20 protein-coding genes are annotated in these 19,902 nt (G+C 63.5%); 14 read left to right on the top strand and 6 right to left on the bottom strand.

Annotated elements, in window-relative coordinates; genetic code table 11:
- The first annotated feature begins 103 nt into the window (after nucleotides 1–103).
- Nucleotides 104–910, top strand: a complete 807-nt coding sequence (locus tag C6571_RS15045) for a DUF2189 domain-containing protein (RefSeq protein WP_245901305.1) — start codon at nucleotides 104–106, stop codon at nucleotides 908–910.
- 88 nt (nucleotides 911–998) lie between these two features.
- The gene (locus C6571_RS15050; RefSeq protein ID WP_106447405.1) at nucleotides 999–1,181 is read left to right on the top strand and encodes a hypothetical protein; all 183 of its coding nucleotides are present in this window, start codon (nucleotides 999–1,001) and stop codon (nucleotides 1,179–1,181) included.
- Here the strand turns inward: C6571_RS15050 and C6571_RS15055 are convergent.
- Nucleotides 1,178–1,822 (bottom strand): arylesterase, encoded by a 645-nt coding sequence (locus tag C6571_RS15055; RefSeq protein ID WP_106447406.1) that lies wholly within the window; start codon nucleotides 1,820–1,822, stop codon nucleotides 1,178–1,180. The two genes, C6571_RS15050 and C6571_RS15055, sit on opposite strands and share 4 nt — an antisense overlap.
- Nucleotides 1,823–1,849: 27 nt before the next feature.
- Between C6571_RS15055 and C6571_RS15060 the strand changes: the two genes are divergently transcribed.
- The 6 genes from C6571_RS15060 to C6571_RS15085 all read left to right on the top strand — a co-directional run bounded on the left by C6571_RS15060 (nucleotide 1,850) and on the right by C6571_RS15085 (nucleotide 5,607).
- Nucleotides 1,850–2,542: an ABC transporter ATP-binding protein gene (locus tag C6571_RS15060; RefSeq protein ID WP_106447407.1), complete on the top strand. Its 693-nt coding sequence runs from the start codon at nucleotides 1,850–1,852 to the stop codon at nucleotides 2,540–2,542.
- 84 nt (nucleotides 2,543–2,626) lie between these two features.
- Nucleotides 2,627–3,373, top strand: a complete 747-nt coding sequence (gene rlmB, locus C6571_RS15065) for a 23S rRNA (guanosine(2251)-2'-O)-methyltransferase RlmB (protein WP_106447408.1) — start codon at nucleotides 2,627–2,629, stop codon at nucleotides 3,371–3,373.
- Between the two features lie 85 nt (nucleotides 3,374–3,458).
- Nucleotides 3,459–3,851, top strand: a complete 393-nt coding sequence (locus C6571_RS15070) for a glutaredoxin family protein (protein ID WP_106447409.1) — start codon at nucleotides 3,459–3,461, stop codon at nucleotides 3,849–3,851.
- Nucleotides 3,852–3,920: 69 nt separating this feature from the next.
- A complete protein-coding gene (locus tag C6571_RS15075) occupies nucleotides 3,921–4,598 on the top strand; it encodes a transglutaminase-like domain-containing protein (RefSeq protein ID WP_106447410.1) in 678 nt (225 codons plus the stop codon).
- Nucleotides 4,595–5,041 (top strand): PaaI family thioesterase, encoded by a 447-nt coding sequence (locus C6571_RS15080; protein WP_245901306.1) that lies wholly within the window; start codon nucleotides 4,595–4,597, stop codon nucleotides 5,039–5,041. Before C6571_RS15075 ends, C6571_RS15080 begins: the two co-directional genes overlap by 4 nt.
- Nucleotides 5,042–5,292: 251 nt before the next feature.
- Nucleotides 5,293–5,607, top strand: coding sequence for a hypothetical protein (locus C6571_RS15085; RefSeq protein ID WP_146139345.1), 315 nt, complete (start codon nucleotides 5,293–5,295; stop codon nucleotides 5,605–5,607).
- A gap of 14 nt (nucleotides 5,608–5,621) precedes the next feature.
- Here C6571_RS15085 and C6571_RS15090 read toward each other — a convergent pair whose 3' ends face one another.
- The 3 genes from C6571_RS15090 to C6571_RS15100 all read right to left on the bottom strand — a co-directional run bounded on the left by C6571_RS15090 (nucleotide 5,622) and on the right by C6571_RS15100 (nucleotide 8,229).
- Entirely contained in the window at nucleotides 5,622–6,224 is a 603-nt protein-coding gene (locus C6571_RS15090; RefSeq protein WP_106447412.1) for a chromate transporter, read from the bottom strand.
- Nucleotides 6,221–6,799, bottom strand: a complete 579-nt coding sequence (locus C6571_RS15095; protein ID WP_106447413.1) for a chromate transporter — start codon at nucleotides 6,797–6,799, stop codon at nucleotides 6,221–6,223. Before C6571_RS15095 ends, C6571_RS15090 begins: the two co-directional genes overlap by 4 nt.
- 380 nt (nucleotides 6,800–7,179) lie before the next feature.
- Nucleotides 7,180–8,229 (bottom strand): AI-2E family transporter, encoded by a 1,050-nt coding sequence (locus tag C6571_RS15100; RefSeq protein ID WP_106447414.1) that lies wholly within the window; start codon nucleotides 8,227–8,229, stop codon nucleotides 7,180–7,182.
- A 234-nt stretch (nucleotides 8,230–8,463) separates the two neighbouring features.
- On the opposite strand from C6571_RS15100, the gene C6571_RS15105 reads away from it, so the two are divergent.
- From C6571_RS15105 to C6571_RS15125, 5 genes are all read left to right on the top strand, one after another.
- Nucleotides 8,464–11,343, top strand: a complete 2,880-nt coding sequence (locus C6571_RS15105; RefSeq protein ID WP_106447415.1) for a 2-oxoglutarate dehydrogenase E1 component — start codon at nucleotides 8,464–8,466, stop codon at nucleotides 11,341–11,343.
- Between the two features lie 48 nt (nucleotides 11,344–11,391).
- A complete protein-coding gene (gene odhB, locus C6571_RS15110) occupies nucleotides 11,392–12,657 on the top strand; it encodes a 2-oxoglutarate dehydrogenase complex dihydrolipoyllysine-residue succinyltransferase (protein ID WP_106447416.1) in 1,266 nt (421 codons plus the stop codon).
- Nucleotides 12,658–12,789: 132 nt separating this feature from the next.
- On the top strand, nucleotides 12,790–14,217 hold the full coding sequence (lpdA, locus tag C6571_RS15115; protein ID WP_106447417.1) for a dihydrolipoyl dehydrogenase: 1,428 nt from the start codon (nucleotides 12,790–12,792) through the stop codon (nucleotides 14,215–14,217).
- A gap of 80 nt (nucleotides 14,218–14,297) precedes the next feature.
- Nucleotides 14,298–15,401: a cell division protein ZapE gene (gene zapE, locus C6571_RS15120; protein ID WP_106447418.1), complete on the top strand. Its 1,104-nt coding sequence runs from the start codon at nucleotides 14,298–14,300 to the stop codon at nucleotides 15,399–15,401.
- The gene (locus C6571_RS15125) at nucleotides 15,398–16,012 is read left to right on the top strand and encodes a hypothetical protein (protein WP_106447419.1); all 615 of its coding nucleotides are present in this window, start codon (nucleotides 15,398–15,400) and stop codon (nucleotides 16,010–16,012) included. Before zapE ends, C6571_RS15125 begins: the two co-directional genes overlap by 4 nt.
- 30 nt (nucleotides 16,013–16,042) lie before the next feature.
- Here C6571_RS15125 and C6571_RS15130 read toward each other — a convergent pair whose 3' ends face one another.
- Nucleotides 16,043–16,843: a PP2C family protein-serine/threonine phosphatase gene (locus C6571_RS15130; protein WP_106447420.1), complete on the bottom strand. Its 801-nt coding sequence runs from the start codon at nucleotides 16,841–16,843 to the stop codon at nucleotides 16,043–16,045.
- Nucleotides 16,844–17,042: 199 nt separating this feature from the next.
- Between C6571_RS15130 and C6571_RS15135 the strand changes: the two genes are divergently transcribed.
- The gene (locus C6571_RS15135; RefSeq protein WP_420852928.1) at nucleotides 17,043–19,082 is read left to right on the top strand and encodes a DNA repair helicase YoaA; all 2,040 of its coding nucleotides are present in this window, start codon (nucleotides 17,043–17,045) and stop codon (nucleotides 19,080–19,082) included.
- Here the strand turns inward: C6571_RS15135 and C6571_RS15140 are convergent.
- The gene (locus C6571_RS15140) at nucleotides 19,045–19,845 is read right to left on the bottom strand and encodes an outer membrane protein assembly factor BamD (protein WP_106447422.1); all 801 of its coding nucleotides are present in this window, start codon (nucleotides 19,843–19,845) and stop codon (nucleotides 19,045–19,047) included. The two genes, C6571_RS15135 and C6571_RS15140, sit on opposite strands and share 38 nt — an antisense overlap.
- Between the last annotated feature and the right edge of the window lie 57 nt (nucleotides 19,846–19,902).

Below are 19,902 nucleotides of genomic sequence, written 5' to 3' on the forward strand. Positions count from 1 at the left end.
TTCCTCAGTGCGGTGGAGGCGTTTTTTGCGATAGGGTGCAGTTCCCGTATTCATGAAAGGGTTTTTGCTTGCGCTCGAGAGCGGCAGCAACCCGGCCGCCTCTATGTCTCCACCTGTCTCGCCGGCACCCGCAGCCGCTTCCCCCAACGGCGCACCGGCTCCCATCCGGCTCAGGCCCCTCCATTTCCTGGACCCCTTGCGCTGGCTGCGAGCGGGTGCGGTCGATCTGGCAGCGACTCCGCTCATCGGTGCCTTCTATGGCCTTGCCTTCTGGATGATGGCGCTGCTCCTGGGCTGGGTGTTTCGTACCCGGCCTGAATACGTCATGTCGCTGGCCAGCGGTTGTTTGCTGCTGGGACCGTTTTTAGCCATGGGTTTGTACGAAACCAGCCGGCGGCGCGAGGCTGGTCTGGCGCCGGGGCTGGCGCACTCGCTGACCTGTTGGGACCGGCATCTGGGGAGCATGGGCATGCTGGTGCTGGTGCTGATCGTGCTCGAACTGCTGTGGGGGCGTGCGTCTCTGGTGGTGTTTGCCGTGTTCTTCAATACGGGAATGCCGTCCACCACAGGCGTGCTGCAGGCGGTGATCAATCCACAGAACTGGTCTTTTTTGGCGGTCTACACGCTGGTGGGGGGTGTGTTCGCCGCCCTGGTGTTTTCCACCAGTGTGGTGTCCATTCCCATGATTCTCGATCGCGATACCGATGCCCTAACTGCGGCCATCAGCAGCATCCGGGTGGTCACCGAGAACCCTGCCGTCATGCTGTGGTGGGGTTTTTTGATCACCGTGCTGGTGATTGCGTCGCTGATGGTGTGGGGTGCGGGCTTGCTGGTGGTGGGACCTTGGTTGGGTCATGCCAGCTGGCATGCGTATCGGGCCGCCATTGAGCCAGCGGCCCCCGCCGACTGAATGCTCTGTGGAGCCGCGCGGCCTTGCATAGCTCTGCCCTGAGGTGCCCGCCTGTTACAGTGGGCATCAACTATGGAAGGCAAACACCTTGGCAACCCCTAATTACGGATACGAAAAACGGCAGCGCGAACTCGCGAAAAAGAAGAAAAAAGAAGAGAAATTGCGTGCCAAGCAGGCTCCTGCACGCCACGGCAGTGTGTACGTGGCGCCCGAACCAGGAGACGCGTCGGCATCCGGCGAATCAGGCAACCCGGCCACTCCTGCCAGCTAACGCAGGAGCGGCTCCAGCGCAGGCCATACGTTGTTCAATATGCGCGGATGGGCCTCCGCCCGCGGGTGAATGCGATCGGCTTGGAACATGCGTGTCGCGTCTGCGTCGTCGGCAATGCCTTTCAACAGGAAAGGCAGCAGGGCGGTTCGCTGCTCGCGCGAAATCTCGACAAACACCTCGGCAAACTTGCGGGCGTAGGCTTGGCCGTAGTTGGGCGGTATCTGCATACCCAGGAGCAGCACCCGCGCTCCAGACTTCTTGGCCGCCTGCACCATGTTGCGAAGATTGTCGGCCGTACTTTGCAGAGGCAGACCCCGCAGCGCGTCGTTGCCACCCAGTTCTATTACGACTACGGCAGGCTGGTGCTGTGCAAGCAGGCTGCCAATGCGCGAGCGTCCACCCGCCGTGGTGTCGCCACTGATGCTGGCGTTGACCACCTTCCATGGTTTCTTTTCCTTTGCCAGGCGCTGCTCGAGCAATGCCACCCAGCCGCTTCCGCGTGCAATGCCGTATTCGGCGCTAAGCGAATCGCCCACCACCAGGACAGTGCGTGCCTGAACGCTGTCGGCGGCGCCGGCCGGCAGCCAAAGCCCCGCCGCCGCGCTCGCCAGCGCTCCCGAGATAAAGTCACGTCGATGCATGCTGCAATTCAAAACCCGGTGCCTTTCATGTCTGAACCCTCCGCGCTCTCCACACCCATTATTGCCGTGGAGCAGTTGTGCAAGTCGGTGACCGACTCCACCGGCACGCTGCACATCCTGCGCGACATTGATTTCACGGTGGCACCGCGTGCCACCGTCGCCATCGTCGGGGCCTCGGGCTCGGGCAAGAGCACGCTGCTCTCCATCATTGCCGGCCTTGATACGCCCACCAGCGGCACGGTGCGCCTGGCCGGACAGGATCTGTTTGCCTTGGGTGAGGACGAGCGCGCCGCGCTGCGCGCCCGCAAGATTGGCTTCGTGTTCCAAAGCTTCCAGCTCATGGCCAACCTGACGGCGCTCGAGAACGTCATGCTGCCGCTGGAGCTCGCCAACCGGCGCGACGCCCGCCGCGCGGCGCAGGACATGTTGGCGCACGTGGGACTGGCGCAGCGCCTGTCCCACTACCCCAAGGTGCTCTCGGGCGGCGAGCAGCAGCGCGTGGCGCTGGCGCGCGCCTTCGTCGTGCAGCCTTCGGTGCTGCTGGCCGACGAGCCCACCGGCAGTCTGGATTTCGCCACCGGCGAGACCATCATGGAGCTGATGTTCCGCCTCAACCGCGAGCAGGGGACGACACTGGTGCTGGTCACCCACGACCGTGGCATTGCCGAGCGCTGCGAGACCAGCATCACCATCGAAGCCGGTGCAGTTGCCAAAAATTAGAGCTTTCTTGGCCTCTAGCGCTCACTAGATAAGCGTCCGTAGCTATGAAAACTATAGTAAACACGCTGCCCGGATAATCTTCCCATGTCAAGCCCCAAAGTTCTCTTCGGCTTTCACGCCGTTGGTGTGCGTCTCAAAACCGCGCCGCAATCCATCGTTGAAATCTATTACGAAGCCACGCGCCGAGACGCGCGCATGCGCCAGTTTCTCGACCGGGCACGCGAGGCAGGGGCCCGTCTGATCGAGGCCGACAGCCTGCGCATTGCCAAGCTCGCTGGCAGCCACGGCCACCAGGGTGTGGCCGCGCGCGTGCAGCCGCTGGCGCAAGTCACATCGCTGGACGAACTGCTCGAAGAGCTGGAGGAAAAGGGAACAGTCAACCCCTTGCTGCTGGTGCTCGATGGCGTGACCGACCCGCACAACCTGGGCGCCTGCCTGCGCGTCGCCGATGGCGCCGGCGCGCACGCCGTCATTGCCCCCAAGGACCACGCCGCCGGCATCAACGCCACCGTGGCCAAGGTGGCCAGCGGCGCCGCCGAAACCATGCCGTACTTCATGGTGACCAATCTGGCGCGCACCCTGGGCGAGCTGAAAGAACGCAACATCTGGATCATCGGCACCAGCGACGACGCACCGCGCACGCTCTACCAGGCCGACCTCAAAGGCCCGGTGGCGCTGGTGCTCGGTGCCGAGGGCGCGGGCATGCGCCAGCTCACGCGCAAGACCTGCGACGAGCTGGTGAGCATTCCGATGCACGGCGCGGTGGAGAGCCTGAACGTGTCCGTGGCCAGCGGCGTTTGCCTGTACGAGGCGCTGCGCCAACGCACCTGACCCCATCGCCTGCGCTTCGAAGCGTTGTCTGCATTCCCATGCCGGCTGCCCATGCAGGGCAGCGGCCTGTCACCGAACCCACCGCATGAAATCACTTGTCCGTCTGTTTTTTAGATCCCTGCGCACCGTGCTGGGCCCCGTCATGCTGCTCAAGGAAGCTCTCACGCGGCCGAAAGGCGTCGTGCGCACCCGTGCCGAGCAGGCGGAGGTCGACGCCGCTTGCCGGGGGCTGGCGCTCTATCAGTTCAAGACCTGCCCGTTCTGTATCAAGGTGCGCCAGGAGATGCGGCGCCTGTCGCTCGACATTGCCAAGGTGGACGCGCAGCACCCCGGCCCGGCCCGCACCGAGCTTGGCCAGAGCGGCGGCCAGACCAAGGTGCCTTGTCTGAAGATTACCGACGCGTCCGGCTCCAGCCGCTGGATCTACGATTCCGAAAAAATCATTGCCTATCTGCGCAGCCGCTTTGCGCCGGCCTGAACAGAGCAAGCCCCAGCATTGGCACCTGAGAGACAGACCGTGCAGACCCACTTGGCCGACACTTTGACGATGACCCCTCAGCCCACCCCCGCCGCCAGCACGTCCACGCCAACGGTCGACAGCGCGCATCCCTCGGTTCTTGCGTTTTCGCAGCAGCACGCGCAAGGCGGAGATGCACGCGAGCGCGCTGTGTCTCTCTATCTGGCGGTGCGCGACGGGTTCCGCTACGACCCCTACCGCATCGATCTGTCCGAGCAGGGCATGCGCGCAAGCACCGTGCTGGAAAACGGTTACGGCTGGTGCGTACCCAAGGCGGTACTGCTGACCGCAGCCTGCCGCGCCGCCGGCATTCCGGCGCGCCTGGGTTTTGCCGATGTGCGCAACCACCTGAGCACCGAGCGCATGCGCCAGACCATGGCGACCGATTTGTTCATCTGGCACGGCTTTGCCGACATCTGGCTCGATGGCCGGTGGGTCAAGGCAACGCCGGCTTTCAACATCGAACTGTGCGAACGCTTCGGTCTGTTGCCGCTGGAGTTTGACGGGCGTGCGGATTCGATCTACCACCCCTTCGACCGGGCCGGCAACCGCCACATGGAATACGTCCACCAGCGCGGCAGCTTCGACGACCTGCCGCTTGCACAGATCATCGAAGATTTTCGCCAGCTCTATGGCGAGTCGATGCTGGACGCCAACGCCCAAAAGACGGCCGATTTTCAGAAAGACGTCGAGAGGGAAACGCGGTGAATGCCGAAGTCCCGATTCCAGCGGGGTTCAGTCCCATCGAGGCGGGTGGCCCGTTCATGCAGAGCAATGGGCCGCTGTATCTGCTGCACCAGGGCCAGGTGGTCAAGTTCGGCTTTCGGGTCGAGCGCAGGCACGTCAACCCCATGGACAACTTGCACGGCGGCATGATGGCCAGTTTCTGCGACATGCTGCTGCCGCTCTCGGTGTACCGCAAGGACAGCGCAGTGGGCCCGCGCTTCCTGCCCACCATCAGTCTGCAAATCGACTACCTGGCCCCAGCGCCGCTGGGCTGCTGGGTGGAGGGCGAAGCTGAGTTGCTGCGCGCCACGCGTTCATTGGTGTTTGCACAGGGCCTGGTGCGTGCGGATGGCGTACTCTGCGCCCGCGTCAGCGGTGTCTTCAAGATCGGACCGGAGTTCACTCCGGAGACGGCAAAACCCTGAGATTCGGCCGCTTTCCACGGTGGCTTGACTTGCCATGTCGGCCTGGACCAGAGGCGATCGAAGCAAGGCACTGAGTCCAAGCGAACGCACAGGGCTTCGCAAAATGAGTGCGGCAGCGGCCACTCAGTGGCGCCTCGGCCTCAACCAGGTCCTGGGACCTGCTCATTCACAGCCCGTCCCAGAGGACTCGGGCAGTCGGTCGTCAGCTTGCGCATTCCCGGCCACAGGGTGTGCCGTTTTGACGGGCCAAGTTGCCTACGCAGACGGGGTTGCGAACAGATATCAGTTTGAGGTTTTCGGACAAGGACAGGAAACTCAGGGTTGGCAGTCCGGAGCGCTATCCAGACAGCAAAACGTCTTGCGAAAGCTACAAGAAAAAATTTGCGCCCGCCGAGGTGACGATCGACACGCTTGGGCGCAAGAACGAAAAGACCTTTGTGCTCCCCGCCCGCGTCAAGGTCTCCGATCTCAAGGCCGGGGTGCAGGCCAAGGTCGTGAAGGGCAGAACGCTCGCCGTGGTGTCTGGCCGTTTTGAGTTGGAGGAAGTGCCAACTCGAAGCAAGTAGCAGAAGTCTGCCGGCTATACCCAGCCCACGGCCCCGAGCAAGGCACCCGCAGCCAGCAGCCACAGCAGGTGCAGCCGGGTGCGCCAGACCAACAGGCCGCAGACAACGCTCAGCAGCCACAGTGGCCAGTCGGTGGCTGCCACGCCGTGCGCGCGTCCCAGCACCCAGGCAGTGGCGCACACCAGTCCGACCACGATGGGCGCCATGCCCTGGCGAAAGGCGCGGACGCTGCGGCGCTGGCGGTTGCGGTGGGCCCAGCGCGTGGCCAGCAGGGTGAGTGTCGTGCTGGGCAGCATGATGCCCAGCATGCACACGGCAGCGCCCATCAGCGCCCAGGCCCAGGTGGCTGCGGCGCTGCTGCCGGCCTGCGCTGCCGCGTTCAGCCCCACATTCCAGCCGAGCAGTGCGATGAACAACACATTGGGGCCGGGAGCCGCCTGCGCGAGTGCAATGCTGGCGCCAAACTGGGGGTCGCTGATCCAGCCATGCTCCGCCACCAGGATGCGGTGCATGTCGGGCGCTGTGCTGATGGCGCCGCCCACCGCCATCAGCGACAGCGCGAGGTAGTAGCCCAGCAGGTGCAGCCAGCTTGACCAGTCCAGCGCCATGGCCGTCATGGCCGCCCCAACCGGTGCCAGCTGAGCGCGCAGGCTGCGCCGCCCAGAACCAGCAGGACCCACGGCAGCGGAATACGCAATCCAGCAATGGCCAGGGTGGTGAGCAAGGCCAGCGCACCGGCCGTGGGCCAGCCCAGCGGGTGCTGGAGCAGGGCCGTGCCCAGCTTGATGGCCATGCCGCCTATCAGGCCAGCGGCCACGGCGCCCATGCCGCGCAAGGCTCCCGCCATGGCAGGGTGGTCGGCAAAATGCGCATACACCGTGGCTGCGATCAGCAGCAAGACCGTAGGCGCCGCCAGCATGCCCGCCAGCGCCGCCAGCGCGCCGCGCACACCGAAGTAGCGGTCGCCCATCATCACGGCAAGGTTGACCACATTGGGCCCCGGCATGACCTGGGCGACGGCCCAATCCTCAATGAATTCCTCGTTCGTCATCCAGCGCCGGCGCTCTACCAGTTCGCGCTGCACCACGGCCAGCACGCCGCCAAAGCCCTGCAGAGCCAGGGTGGTAAAGGCGAGAAACAGGGCGCGGGGATTTTCCGGGCGGAACGCCGGAGTGTGCGATGGGGGAGTCATCAAAAATCAATTAAAAATGGCTTCTAGCGCTTATCGGTATTGCGTAAGCAGCTATCTATTTGGAAGCATTGATGCTCCTGGTGCGATGGCGATGCTACGCGCTTTGGCGGCACTGTGTCGGCGCGCCACCCGGCATTGCCGTGCTGCACGTACCCAAAAAAAAGAGCCGGTGAATACACCGGCCCCTTGATGGGTTGGAGTGGATTGTGATGCGTCAAAACACGCCAAACAGCATCAGCAGCAGCACAACACTCAACGGAACTCCCAGAAGCCAGGCAATGATAGGCATGTCGATCTCCTTGATTTCAGATGGCTCCACTGTAGGAGCGCCTCTGCATCGCCAGCGTGAGTCAATGCCAAGGGTGGACGTAGCCGCGCACCTACAGGCTGTCTCCCGGTGCAAACAGGTCCCAGCAGGCCATGAACAGCGCAGCTACCACCGGTCCGATGACAAAGCCATTGAGGCCCAGCAGCGTCATGCCGCCCAGGGTGGAAATCAGGATCACGTAGTCGGGCATCTTGGTGTCGCGCCCCACCAGAATCGGGCGCAGGACGTTGTCCACCATGCCAATGACCGCGACGCCGAAAGCGGTCAACACGGCCGCCTGCCAAAGGGCGCCGGTAGCAAAGAAATAGATGGCCACGGGCGCCCAGATGAGCCCCGCGCCAATGGCGGGCAGCAACGAGAGAAACGCCATCAGCACGCCCCACAGAATGGGGCCCTGCACACCGAGCACCCAGAAAATCAGCCCGCCCAGCAGGCCCTGGCAGGCGGCCACCATGAGGTTGCCCTTGAGCGTGGCGCGAATCACGGTAGTGAACTTGCTACTCAAATTGGATTTTTGGCTTTCTTTCAGCGGCACGGCGTTGCGGATGCGGGCAGCGAGTGTTCGGCCATCGCGCAGCAGAAAGAACAGCAGGTACAGCATGACGCCCAGGCTCACCACAAACTGCAGCGTGTTCTGGCCGATGTTGAGCGCCCGCGTGGCGATGAGCTGGCTGGCCTGCACGGAAACGGCGGAAAGCTTTTCCTGCACGGCAGAAACACTGGTCAGCTGCATGCGATCGAGCCAATCCATGGCCCAGGCAGGCATGGCATCAATCACCTGCTGAAAGTAAGCGCCAAAATTGAGTTGGCCTGATTTGATGCGCTCGTACAGAAGAGTCGCTTCCTGCACCAGCGCAACGCTCAGCAGGCTCACCGGCAGGATGACCAGCACCAGACACAAAAGCAAGGTGCACAGCGCTGCCAGATTGCGGCGACGCGGCATCCGCGCCAGCAGCCTGCGGTGCAGGGGGGCAAACAAAATGGCCAGTGCCACGCCCCAGAACACTGCTTCGTAGTACGGCCACAGGATCGCCAGGAAGGCGATGGAGACCGCAATGAGGATCAGCAAAAAAGTACGGTCTTGAAGTTTTGGGTCCGTCATGAAAGCATGTCCTGGCAGGAAAATAAGGCGGCGCAAAAGGCAGGAATGGCGCGCGAGCGCTGAATGTACCGGAGAGTCCGTGCAAGCCCGGTGAAACGCCATCGGTGGCACAATGGCGCCCGTACCAAGGCCCTTCCCCAGCCACAGTCGCATCCGCCAACCGGTTCAGCCGTGTCGCGGAAGGTTTCTTAAACCACCTAATGCTTTCAGGAGAAAGCGAAAGGCCAGCGGAACATGAGCGAGACAACGTCCGTTTATCAAGCCTACCAAGGCAACACCTATCTCTTCGGTGGCAATGCGCCGTATGTCGAAGAGATGTACGAGAACTATCTCGCCAACCCAGGCAGCGTGCCCGACAACTGGCGCGAGTATTTCGACGCTCTGCAGCATGTGCCCGCCGCCGACGGCAGCGATGCCCGCGATGTGCCCCACCTTCCGGTGGTCAACGCATTTGCCGAACGTGCCAAACAGGGCGGAACCAGAGTGGTTCAGGCGCACGGCGCCGATTCGGATCTGGGGCGCAAGCGCGTTTCGGTGCAGCAGCTCATTGCCGCCTACCGCAACGTCGGCCAGCGCTGGGCCGACCTCGATCCGCTCAAGCGCACCGAGCGCCCCGACATTCCCGAGCTCGAGCCCGCGTTCTACGATTTCAAGGACGCCGATCAGGAAACGGTGTTCAACACCAGCAACACCTTCTTCGGCAAAGAGACCATGCCGCTGCGCGAGATGATCAACGCGCTGCGCGAAACCTATTGCGGCGCGATCGGCGCCGAGTTCATGTACGCCACCGACCAGACGCAAAAGCGCTGGTGGCAGCAAAAGCTTGAAAGCATCCGCTCCAAGCCGGTGTTCAATGCCGAGCAGAAAAAGCATATTCTTGAGCGCCTGACGGCCGCCGAAGGCCTGGAGCGCTTCCTGCACACCAAGTACGTTGGCCAAAAGCGCTTCTCGCTCGAAGGTGGCGAGAGCTTTATCGTCGCCATGGATGAGCTGATTCAGTCCGCTGGCGCCAAGGGAGTGCAAGAGATTGTGATCGGCATGGCCCACCGTGGGCGCCTGAACGTGCTGGTCAATACCCTGGGCAAGATGCCCAAGGACTTGTTCGCCGAGTTCGACCATACGGCCCCGGAAGATCTGCCGTCGGGCGACGTCAAGTACCACCAGGGTTTCAGCTCGGATGTCTCCACGCCCGGCGGACCGGTGCACCTGACCCTGGCTTTCAACCCCTCGCACCTCGAAATCGTCAACCCCGTGGTGGAAGGCTCGGTGCGCGCGCGCATGGACCGTCGGGACGATCCGGACGGCAAGCAGGTGCTGCCCGTTCTGGTGCACGGCGATGCGGCTTTTGCCGGCCAGGGCGTTGTTCAAGAGACCTTGGCGCTGGCGCAAACACGGGGCTATTCCACCGGCGGTACGGTGCACATCGTCATAAACAACCAGATCGGCTTTACCACCAGCGACCCGCGCGACAGCCGCTCCACGCTGTACTGCACCGACGTGGTCAAGATGATCGAGTCGCCGGTGCTGCACGTGAATGGCGACGATCCGGAAGCCGTGGCGCTGGCGACACAGCTCGCGCTGGAATTCCGCATGGAGTTCCGCAAGGACGTGGTGGTGGACATCATCTGCTTCCGAAAGCTCGGCCACAACGAGCAGGACACGCCCAGCCTGACGCAGCCGTTGATGTACAAAAAAATCGGCCAGCACCCAGGTACGCGCAAGATGTACGCCGACCGCTTGGCCGCACAAGGCCTGGGCAACGAGCTGGGTGACGAAATGGTTCGCGACTACCGCGCCGCCATGGATGCTGGTCGCCACACCGCTGAGCGCGTGCTGACCAACTTCAAGAGCAAGTACGCCGTCGATTGGACGCCGTTCCTCGACAAGAAGTGGACCGATGCCGGCGACACCGCCATTCCGCTCGCCGAGTGGAAGCGCCTGGCTGAACGCATCACCACCATCCCCGAGTCCGTCACGCCGCACCAGCTGGTGAAGAAGGTGTATGACGACCGGGCCGCCATGGGTCGCGGCGAGCACCCGGTGGACTGGGGCATGGGCGAGCACATGGCCTTTGCTTCGCTGGTCGCCAGCGGCTACCCGGTGCGCCTGTCGGGTGAGGACTGTGGCCGTGGCACCTTTACCCACCGCCATGCCGTCATCCACGACCAGAAGCGCGAGAAATGGAATGAGGGCACCTACACCCCGTTGCAGAACGTGACTGAAAACCAGGCGCCGTTCACCGTCATCGATTCGATTCTCTCGGAAGAGGCGGTGCTGGCCTTTGAGTACGGCTACGCGTCCAACGACCCGAACACGCTCGTCATCTGGGAGGCGCAGTTTGGCGACTTTGCCAACGGTGCGCAGGTGGTCATTGACCAGTTCATTGCTTCGGGCGAAGTGAAATGGGGCCGGGTCAATGGCATCGCGCTGATGCTGCCGCACGGCTACGAAGGCCAGGGGCCGGAACACAGTTCGGCGCGCCTGGAGCGTTTCATGCAGCTGTCTGCCGACACCAATATGCAGGTTGTGCAGCCGACGACGGCCAGCCAGATCTTCCACGTGCTGCGACGCCAGATGGTTCGCAACCTGAGGAAGCCGCTCATCATCATGACGCCCAAGTCGCTCCTGCGGAACAAGGACGCGGCCTCGCCGTTGTCCGAGTTCACCAAGGGCGCATTCCAGACGGTCATCCCGGAGCAGAACGAGGACGTGGTGGGAAATGCCGCCAAGGTCAAACGCCTGATCGCCTGCTCGGGCAAGGTGTACTACGACCTGGTCAAGCGGCGCACCGAAATGGAGAGTCTGGAAGTAGCCATCGTGCGCGTCGAGCAGCTCTATCCGTTTCCGCACAAAGCCTTTGCCGCAGAACTCAAGCGCTTCCCCAAGGTGACCGAGATCGTGTGGTGCCAGGACGAGCCGCAAAACCAGGGTGCCTGGTTCTTCGTGCAGCACTACATCCACGAAAACATGCTCGATGGGCAAAAGCTCGGCTATTCGGGCCGCGCTGCCTCGGCGTCGCCGGCTGTGGGTTACTCGCACCTGCACCAGGAGCAGCAGAAGTCGCTGGTCGAAGGTGCGTTCGGCAAGCTCAAGGGGTTTGTGCTGTCCAAGTAAGGCGGCAACCCGACTCCAGACCAAACCCCACATTTCCGAAAGATTGATATGGCTATCGTAGAAGTCAAAGTTCCGCAGCTCTCCGAATCCGTGGCGGAAGCCACCATGCTCAACTGGAAGAAGAAGGCCGGAGAGGCCGTCGCCATCGACGAAATCCTGATCGAGATCGAAACCGACAAGGTGGTGCTCGAAGTGCCCGCACCCGCTGCCGGCGTGCTTAGCGAAATTATCGAGGCCGATGGCGCCACGGTGATTGCCGAGCAGCTCATTGCCCGCATCGACACCGAAGCGGTCGCAGGCGCTTCTGCTCCTGCGGCGGCAGCGCCGACGGCAGCAGCGCCCGCTCCCGCAGCAGCGGCCCCTGCGGCCACCAGTGGCGCAAAGAGCAACGTCGCCATGCCCGCCGCCGCCAAGCTGCTCGCAGAAAACAAGATGTCGGCCGCCGACATCTCCGGCACCGGCCGCGATGGCCGCGTGACCAAGGGCGACGTGCTCGGTGCCATGGCTCCGGGCGCACCCAAGGCCGCTGCTGCACCCAGCAGCATTCCTACGGGCGTGCCGACGAAATCGTTGCCTCAGGTGGCGGCGCCGTCGAGCCTGAGCAGCCTGGGCGACCGCCCCGAGCAACGCGTTCCCATGAGCCGCCTGCGCGCGCGCATTGCCGAGCGTCTGCTGCAGTCGCAATCGACCAATGCCATCCTGACCACGTTCAACGAAGTGAACATGGCCCCGGTGATGGAGATGCGCAAGAAGTTCCAGGATGCCTTCACCAAGGAGCACGGCGTCAAAATCGGCTTCATGAGCTTCTTCGTCAAGGCGGCGGTGCACGCGCTCAAGAAGTTTCCGGTCATCAACGCCAGCATCGACGGCAACGACGTGGTCTACCACGGCTATTTCGACATCGGCATTGCCGTAGGGAGCCCGCGCGGCCTGGTGGTGCCGATTTTGCGCAACGCCGACCAGATGAGCTTTGCCGACATCGAGAAAAAGATTGCCGAGTACGGCCAGAAAGCCAAGGACGGCAAGCTCGGCATCGAGGAGATGACGGGTGGCACGTTCTCTATTTCCAACGGCGGCACCTTTGGCTCCATGCTATCGACCCCCATCATCAACCCGCCGCAGTCGGCCATCCTGGGCGTGCACGCCACCAAGGACCGCGCCGTGGTGGAGAACGGCCAGATCGTCATCCGCCCGATGAACTACCTGGCGCTGTCGTACGACCACCGCATCATCGACGGCCGCGAAGCCGTGCTCGGTCTGGTGGCAATGAAGGACGCGTTGGAAGACCCTTCGCGCCTGCTGTTCGATATTTAAACCACCCCCGAAGCGCCTTCGGCGCTCCCCCCTCAAGGGGGCGCACCCAGCGGCCCGGCAAAGCCGGTTCCGCGGGTGCCCTGGCAATGGCCGGCCGCAGGGCAGCGTCGGCCGATCTTCAAGGAGCACAACATGAGCAAACAATTCGACGTCATCGTCATCGGCGGTGGCCCTGGCGGCTATATCGGTGCCATCCGCGCGGCCCAGTTGGGCTTCAACGTGGCCTGCATCGACGAGTGGAAAAACGACAAGGGGGGCCCTGCACCAGGCGGCACCTGCACCAATGTGGGCTGCATTCCATCGAAGGCACTGCTGCAATCGTCAGAGCATTTCGAGCATGCCAACAAACACTTTGCCGACCATGGCATCACCGCCACGGGCGTGAAGATGGACGTCGCGAAGATGGTGGGCCGCAAGGACGCCGTGGTCAAGCAGAACAACGACGGCATCCTGTATTTGTTCAAGAAGAACAAGATCAGCTTCTTCCATGGCCGCGGCTCGTTTGTCAAAGCCGTGGACAGCGGCTACGAGATCAAGGTGGCCGGCAGCACGGAGGAGACGCTGACGGCCAAGCAGGTCATCGTCGCGACGGGTTCCAATGCGCGTGTCCTGCCCGGCGTTGAGTTTGACGAGGAGCGCATTCTGTCGAATGACGGCGCGCTGGCACTTGGGGGTGTTCCCAAGACGCTCGGCGTCATCGGTTCGGGTGTGATTGGCCTGGAGCTGGGTTCGGTCTGGCGCCGCCTGGGCGCCGATGTGACCATCCTCGAAGGCCTGCCCACCTTCCTCGGTGCGGTGGACGAGCAGATTGCCAAGGAAGCCAAGAAAGCGTTCGACAAGCAAGGCCTCAAGATCGAATTGGGCGTGAAAATCGGTGAGGTGAGGTCCGGCAAGAAGGGCGTGAGCGTCGCCTACACCAACGCCAAGGGCGAGGCCAAAGCACTGGAGGTGGACAAGCTCATCGTCTCCATCGGCCGCGTACCCAATACCATTGGTTTGAATGCCGAGGCTGTGGGCCTCAAGCTCGACGAGCGTGGCGCGATTGTTGTCGATGCCGATTGCAAGACCAATCTGCCCGGTGTCTGGGCGGTAGGCGACGTGGTGCGTGGCCCCATGCTGGCCCACAAGGCCGAGGAAGAGGGCGTGGCCGTGGCCGAGCGCATGGCCGGCCAGCATGGGCACGTCAACTTCCACACCATTCCCTGGGTCATCTACACCAGCCCCGAGATTTCGTGGGTGGGCCGCACCGAGCAGCAGCTCAAGCAGGATGGCGTGGCGTACAAGGTGGGCACCTTCCCGTTCCTGGCCAATGGCCGTGCGCGGGCTTTGGGCGACACCACGGGCATGGTCAAGTTCCTGGCCGACGCCGCTACAGACGAAATCCTCGGCGTGCACATCGTTGGTCCACAAGCCAGCGAGTTGATCGCTGAAGCCGTGGTGGCCATGGAGTTCAAAGCCAGCAGCGAAGACATCGCGCGCATCTGCCACGCGCATCCCACGCTGTCCGAGTCGATGAAAGAAGCGGCACTGGCAGTCGATAAGCGGACGCTGAACTTCTAAGGCAGAATTGGTGGTGAAATTGGCCTCCAGCGCTTACTAGGTAAGCGTTGGCGACTATATTTTTAATAGCGAAAGCGGCTGTGCCTAATTCCGTCGTCAAGGCCTACAAGGCCGAACTGATCGCCAAGGGCTACCAGAGCGACCCGGCACAGGAGCGCGCCGTGGCCGCGCTGCAGCGCTGCGCGGACGACTGGGCGCGATACAAATCCAAGCGTTCCAGTGCGCTGAAGAAACTTGTCAACCACCCCGGCATCCCGCGTGGCGTCTACATGTACGGCGGGGTGGGGCGCGGCAAGAGCTTTCTCATGGATTGCTTTTTCAACGCCGTGCCGCTCAAGCGCAAGGTGCGCTTGCACTTCCACGAATTCATGCGCGAGGTGCACCGCGAACTCGCGGGCTTGCAGGGCACGGCCGACCCGCTCGACGTGCTGGGCGAGCGCATTGCCAAGCGCTACAAGCTCATCTGTTTCGATGAGTTCCATGTGGCGGACATTACCGATGCAATGATCCTGCACCGCCTGCTGGCTGCCATGTTTGCAAACGGTGTGGGCTTTGTCACCACGTCCAACTTCAAGCCGGACGACCTGTACCCCAACGGCCTGCACCGCGACCGCATCCTGCCTGCAATTGCCCTGCTGAACGAGCGGCTCGAAGTCATCAATGTGGACAACGGCACCGATTACCGGCGCCGCACCATGGAGCAGGTGCAGCTCTACCACACGCCGCTTGGCCCCGAGGCAGACGCTGCCATGTCGGCCGCATTCGACCGGCTCGCCGAGGTGCGCGACGAAGACCCGGTGCTGCACATCGAGGCGCGCGAAATCATGGCGCGGCGCAAGGCGGGCGGGGTGGTGTGGTTTGACTTCAAAGCGTTGTGCGGCGGTCCGCGTTCGCAAAACGACTACCTGGAAATTGCTTCCCAATTTCATACCGTGCTGCTCTCCGATGTGCCGCACATGCCCGTCAGCATGGCGTCTCCCGCGCGGCGTTTTACCTGGCTGATCGACGTGCTGTACGACCGGCGCGTCAAGCTCATCCTGTCGGCCGAGGTGCCGCCCGAGGTGCTGTACACGGAGGGCCCGCTGGTTCATGAGTTCCCGCGCACCGTCTCGCGCCTCAATGAGATGCAGTCTCGGGAGTTTCTCGCCCTTGAGCGGCGCGTGGTGGATACGGGGCTCACGTGAAGCACGTCCTGCGTGGGCTTTTCGGCGCGGCCCTGCTGCTGGCAGGGGCGGCCGGCCCTGCGCTGGGGCAGGACGGGGCGGCCGAACGCGCGCACAGCGAGCAGCATCTCAAGGAGCAGCACGCCGCTATTGAACAGCGGCTGGCGGCGCAAGAGTCGGCCTGCTACCAGCGCTTCGCCGTCAGCAGCTGCCTGCGCAGCGTCCGTCGGCAGGCGCGCGAAGAGCGTGCGGCACTGAACGCGAACGAAAGCACTCGCAAGGACGCATTGCGCCGCAGCCGCGCCGCGCAGCATGAGCGAAATCTGCAGGAGCGCCAACACCAGGCGGAAGATGCCGCGCCCCCGGCTGTCGCAAGCACTGCGCACCCGCCTCGTGCGCGGCGTTCCGAGCAACTCGCCGGGCGCGCCGCCAGCCCATCCAGGATTCGTGAGGTTCAAGCAGAGCGTGCACGCACCCATGCGCAGCGGGCGGGCGACGCTGAAGCCGCGCGCCAGCGTCTGTTGGAAAAACAGCGTGCAGCGGCATTGCGCTTGCAGGCACACGAGCGGCGCCAGGCACGGCTAGATGCCAAGGGGCACCCGCATGCTGCGCCGCTGCCTGATCCGCCGTGAGCCGAGCGGACCAGGCAGCGGCTGGCTGTGTCAGGTATTGACGCCAAACGCCTTCAGAGGCGGCGTTGGCAGCTCGGGAAGGGCTTCGAGCTTGACGATGGCCAGCGACAGGTTGTCGCCGCCGCCGCGTGCGCGCATGCGCGCCTTGTCGATCAGAAATTCGGTGGCTTCGCGCGGTGTCAGGGAATCCAGTACCGATGCCAACTCTGCGGGTGAAAAGTAGTGCCACACCCCGTCGCTGCATGAGAGCAGCACATCGCCCGGCTGCAGTTGTGAGATCGTGTGCATGGTGATCGGTGGGTCGCTCTCGGTTCCAAGGCAACCGACCAGAATGTTGGAGTTCGGATGGACATTGGCTTCGGCCTCGCTGATTTCGCCGCGATCGACCAGCGCCTGAACGTAGGAATGGTCGCTGCTGCGTTTGACGAGTTGGCCGTTGCGAAAGTGGTAGATGCGCGAATCACCGGCATGCACCCAATGGCAGTCGCCCCGTGGGTTGATGAGAAAAGCCGCAATGGTGCTGTGCGGTTCCTGTTCTGAAGTGATGGCGGTCAGGCGAATCACGGTGTGCGCCTCCAGCACCATGGAGCGCAGCAGCGCTTCGGCGTCGTCCGATTCAGGGGAATAGCGCTCAAACAACTGGCGCGCCGTCATCATCACCTGGTCAGAAGCCTTGCGCCCGCCACTTCGTCCGCCCATGCCGTCGGCCAGCGTGGCAAGCACGCAGCCGTTGAAACGCGGATGCGCCAGCAGCAGCACCTGGTCTTGCTGGTATTCGCGGTCACCCTTGTGGATGCCCGTCGAAGCAATCATGCGAAACGCTTTGGACATGGAGTGGATTGTGGCTAAGTGCGAACGCTCTGTCCTGCCGGAGCGCAAAGGCGAACGTATTATCAGGGACCGTGTGGGATTTTCGCCAAGTCCGCAGCCCCACGTGCCGACGACGTCTTTTCTGCCTTACTTGCCCATCTTGTCTCCTGCCGCTTCCCTTGCTGCCAATGCGGCCCCAGGCACCCCGCCGGGCCACCGCGTGGCTGACTGGCAAGACGCCGTTGCAGAAGCCTTTTCCGTCGATGGCGCCCTCGTTTGCGCACAAGCAGGCTTCGTACCCAGAGCCGGCCAGACCGAAATGGCCCTGGCCGTTGCTGACGCGGTGGCCGAAGGTGGGGCTTTGGTGGTGGAGGCCGGTACGGGCGTCGGCAAGACCTTTGCCTATCTGGTGCCGGCGCTGCTGAGCGGCGAGCGCGTGCTGCTGTCGACGGCCACCAAAGCCTTGCAGGACCAATTGTTTGGTCGCGATCTGCCCCGCGTGCTGCAAGCGCTGGGCTTGGCCCGGCGCACTGCACTCCTCAAAGGGCGCTCAAGCTATCTCTGCCTGCACCGGCTGGCCCTGGCGCGCCAGCTGGAATCCGATGACGCGCTGGCAGAGCGCCTGAGCGAAATCGAGTTGTGGGCGCAGGGGACGCAGAGCGGAGATCTGGCTGAATTGCCGCAGCTTGACGAGCGCTCGGGCATTGCTGCGATGGTGACTTCGACGCGCGAGAATTGTCTGGGCGCAGCCTGCGCGCATGCGCGCAACTGCCACGTCTATCGCGCCCGCAGAGAAGCCCTGGGTGCCGATGTGGTGGTGGTCAACCACCACCTCCTGTTTGCCGACATGGCCGTGCGGGAATCCGGCGTGGCCGAGCTGCTGCCTACGGTGCATACCGTGGTGGTCGACGAAGCGCACCAGCTCAACGAAATCGGTGTGCTGTTTCTGGGAACCCAACTGGGCAGCCGGCGCTTGCAGGATTTCGTGCGCGATCTGCTCGCGACCACCGGCCAGTCCGCCCTGGGTCTTGCCGACTGGCAGGGCTTGGCGGCAGACCTTGAAGCAGCGACCCGAAGCGTCTCGGCCTTGGTGCGCAGCCTGGGCGGGCCGGGGCGTTGGCGCTGGGACGCCGGCACACCACAAGGCCTGAACGGCGCCGATTGGTGTGGTGCGGTGCAAGGCTTGGCGCCTCCCTTGCAGGCACTGATCTGCGTGCTGGACCTTGCGGCCGAGCAAAACCCCGAGTTTGATCGGCTTGGCGAACGGTGCGTGGATTTGCTCGCCTTGTCCAAGCGGTTTGTGCGCGCGCATGAAGGCGCTTCGGTGCGCTGGCTGGAAGGCTCCGCAAGCGAATGGCGCTTGATGGATTCGCCCCACGACATCGCCAGCGCCCTGCGCAGCCGGCTGATGGGGCTGCCCGACGGTGATGGGCCTGAAGCAGAACAAGCCGCAGCCGCCGCGCCGCGCGCCTGGATCTTTACCTCCGCCACCCTGGGAGACGACGAGCGGCTGTCATGGTTTACCGAGCCCTGTGGTCTACAGGATGCGCGCGTTCTCAGGGTGCCAAGCCCGTTTGACTACAGCGCGCAAGCGGCTTTGTACGTCCCGGTTGATCTTCCAGCTCCTGCCGATGCCAGTCACAGCCAGCGCGTGGCCGAACTGGTGGCGCCAGCGGTGCAGGCATTGGGTGGCCGCACGCTGGTGCTGACTACCAGCCTGCGTGCCTTGCGTGCCATCGGCCAGGTGCTGCGGGAGCGCTTGCCTGCGGCTGCTGACATCGAAGTGCTGGTGCAGGGTGAGTCGCCCAAGCGCTGGCTTATGGATCGCTTTCGCGAAGGCGCTGCGTGGGGCCGGGCCGGCTGCGTGCTGGTGGCCTCGGCCACCTTTTGGGAAGGATTTGACGTGCCCGGTGACAGTCTGCAGCTGGTGGTGATCGACAAGCTGCCGTTTCCGGCCCCCACCGATCCCCTGGTGCAGGCGCGCTCGGAGCGCGTTGCGGCCGCTGGACGAAGCCCTTTTGCCCACTACGCGATCCCCGAGGCTGCCGTGGCGCTCAAGCAGGGCGCGGGGCGTCTGATTCGCAGCGAGACCGATCGCGGAATATTGATGGTGTGCGATCCGCGCCTGGCGACCATGGGATACGGCAAACGCCTGCTGCGCGCCTTGCCACCCATGCGGCGCCTGTACAGCGCTCAGGAGTTCGACACAGCGATTGCCGCGCTTACCAGAACTTCCACCACGCGCTCTCCTTGTCCTTGAATCCCTCTGTGGAATAGCGGCTGGAAGGGAAGTTGGTGCTCAGCACCCGCTGGGCGTCGTCGCGCAGTTGCGTCAAGCCCAGGGCCTCATACGATTTCACCAGGATGTAGAGCGCTTCTTCCGCCGCCGGAACGGCCTGGTAGTCGGCCACTGCCCGCTGTGCGCGCGCTATGGCCGCCACAAAGGCGCCGCGTTCGTAGTAATAACGGGCTACGTGCACCTCGTACTGCGCCAGCGAATTGACGATGTAGGTCATGCGCTGGCGCGCGTCCTGCGCGTAGCGTGAGTTGGGAAACCGCGTGGTCAACTCGCGAAAGCTCTCGAAAGAGTCCTTTGCAGCTTTTTGATCGCGTTCCGACAAATCCTGCTGCGACAGCCAGGAGAACATGCCCAGATCGTCATTGAAATTGATCAAACCCTTGAGGTAGAGCGCGTAGTCAAGCGCTGGGCTGGCTGGGTGCAGCTTGATGAACCGCTCCAAAGTGGCCAGGGCCTGGGCCTTTTCCTTGCCCTTGTACTGGGCGTAGGCCTTGTCCAACTGCGCCTGCTGCGCCTGTGGGGTGCCGGCTGCACGCCCTTCGAGTTTTTCCAGCAGGGGCACCGCCTTGTCGTAGCTGCCGCTGTTCAATTCGTCGCGCGCCTCGGCGGCGATTTTTTCGGTGGACCAGTTGGCCGTTTTGTCGTCGATGTTGTTGGCGCACCCTGCCACCAAAGCAGCAGCACCCAGCAGGGCGGGAAGAAGGGCACGGGGCGCACGCAGCATGGCAGGCAGCTTTCTGTCGGGACGGTGGACGGCAACTGGCGGCGGCAGGAGCGCGCG

The organism is Simplicispira suum (genome assembly GCF_003008595.1).
GTDB lineage: Bacteria > Pseudomonadota > Gammaproteobacteria > Burkholderiales > Burkholderiaceae_C > Simplicispira > Simplicispira suum.

What these genes read in the sequence shown, in the direction of transcription:
- C6571_RS15045 (WP_245901305.1), top strand. Translation starts at nt 104, where the DNA reads ATGTCTCCACCTGTCTCGCCGGCACCCGCAGCCGCTTCCCCCAACGGC.
- C6571_RS15055 (WP_106447406.1), bottom strand. Translation starts at nt 1,822, where the DNA reads ATGCATCGACGTGACTTTATCTCGGGAGCGCTGGCGAGCGCGGCGGCG.
- C6571_RS15060 (WP_106447407.1), top strand. Translation starts at nt 1,850, where the DNA reads ATGTCTGAACCCTCCGCGCTCTCCACACCCATTATTGCCGTGGAGCAG.
- rlmB (WP_106447408.1), top strand. Translation starts at nt 2,627, where the DNA reads ATGTCAAGCCCCAAAGTTCTCTTCGGCTTTCACGCCGTTGGTGTGCGT.
- C6571_RS15070 (WP_106447409.1), top strand. Translation starts at nt 3,459, where the DNA reads ATGAAATCACTTGTCCGTCTGTTTTTTAGATCCCTGCGCACCGTGCTG.
- C6571_RS15075 (WP_106447410.1), top strand. Translation starts at nt 3,921, where the DNA reads ATGACCCCTCAGCCCACCCCCGCCGCCAGCACGTCCACGCCAACGGTC.
- C6571_RS15090 (WP_106447412.1), bottom strand. Translation starts at nt 6,224, where the DNA reads ATGACGGCCATGGCGCTGGACTGGTCAAGCTGGCTGCACCTGCTGGGC.
- C6571_RS15095 (WP_106447413.1), bottom strand. Translation starts at nt 6,799, where the DNA reads ATGACTCCCCCATCGCACACTCCGGCGTTCCGCCCGGAAAATCCCCGC.
- C6571_RS15100 (WP_106447414.1), bottom strand. Translation starts at nt 8,229, where the DNA reads ATGACGGACCCAAAACTTCAAGACCGTACTTTTTTGCTGATCCTCATT.
- C6571_RS15105 (WP_106447415.1), top strand. Translation starts at nt 8,464, where the DNA reads ATGAGCGAGACAACGTCCGTTTATCAAGCCTACCAAGGCAACACCTAT.
- odhB (WP_106447416.1), top strand. Translation starts at nt 11,392, where the DNA reads ATGGCTATCGTAGAAGTCAAAGTTCCGCAGCTCTCCGAATCCGTGGCG.
- lpdA (WP_106447417.1), top strand. Translation starts at nt 12,790, where the DNA reads ATGAGCAAACAATTCGACGTCATCGTCATCGGCGGTGGCCCTGGCGGC.
- C6571_RS15130 (WP_106447420.1), bottom strand. Translation starts at nt 16,843, where the DNA reads ATGTCCAAAGCGTTTCGCATGATTGCTTCGACGGGCATCCACAAGGGT.
- C6571_RS15140 (WP_106447422.1), bottom strand. Translation starts at nt 19,845, where the DNA reads ATGCTGCGTGCGCCCCGTGCCCTTCTTCCCGCCCTGCTGGGTGCTGCT.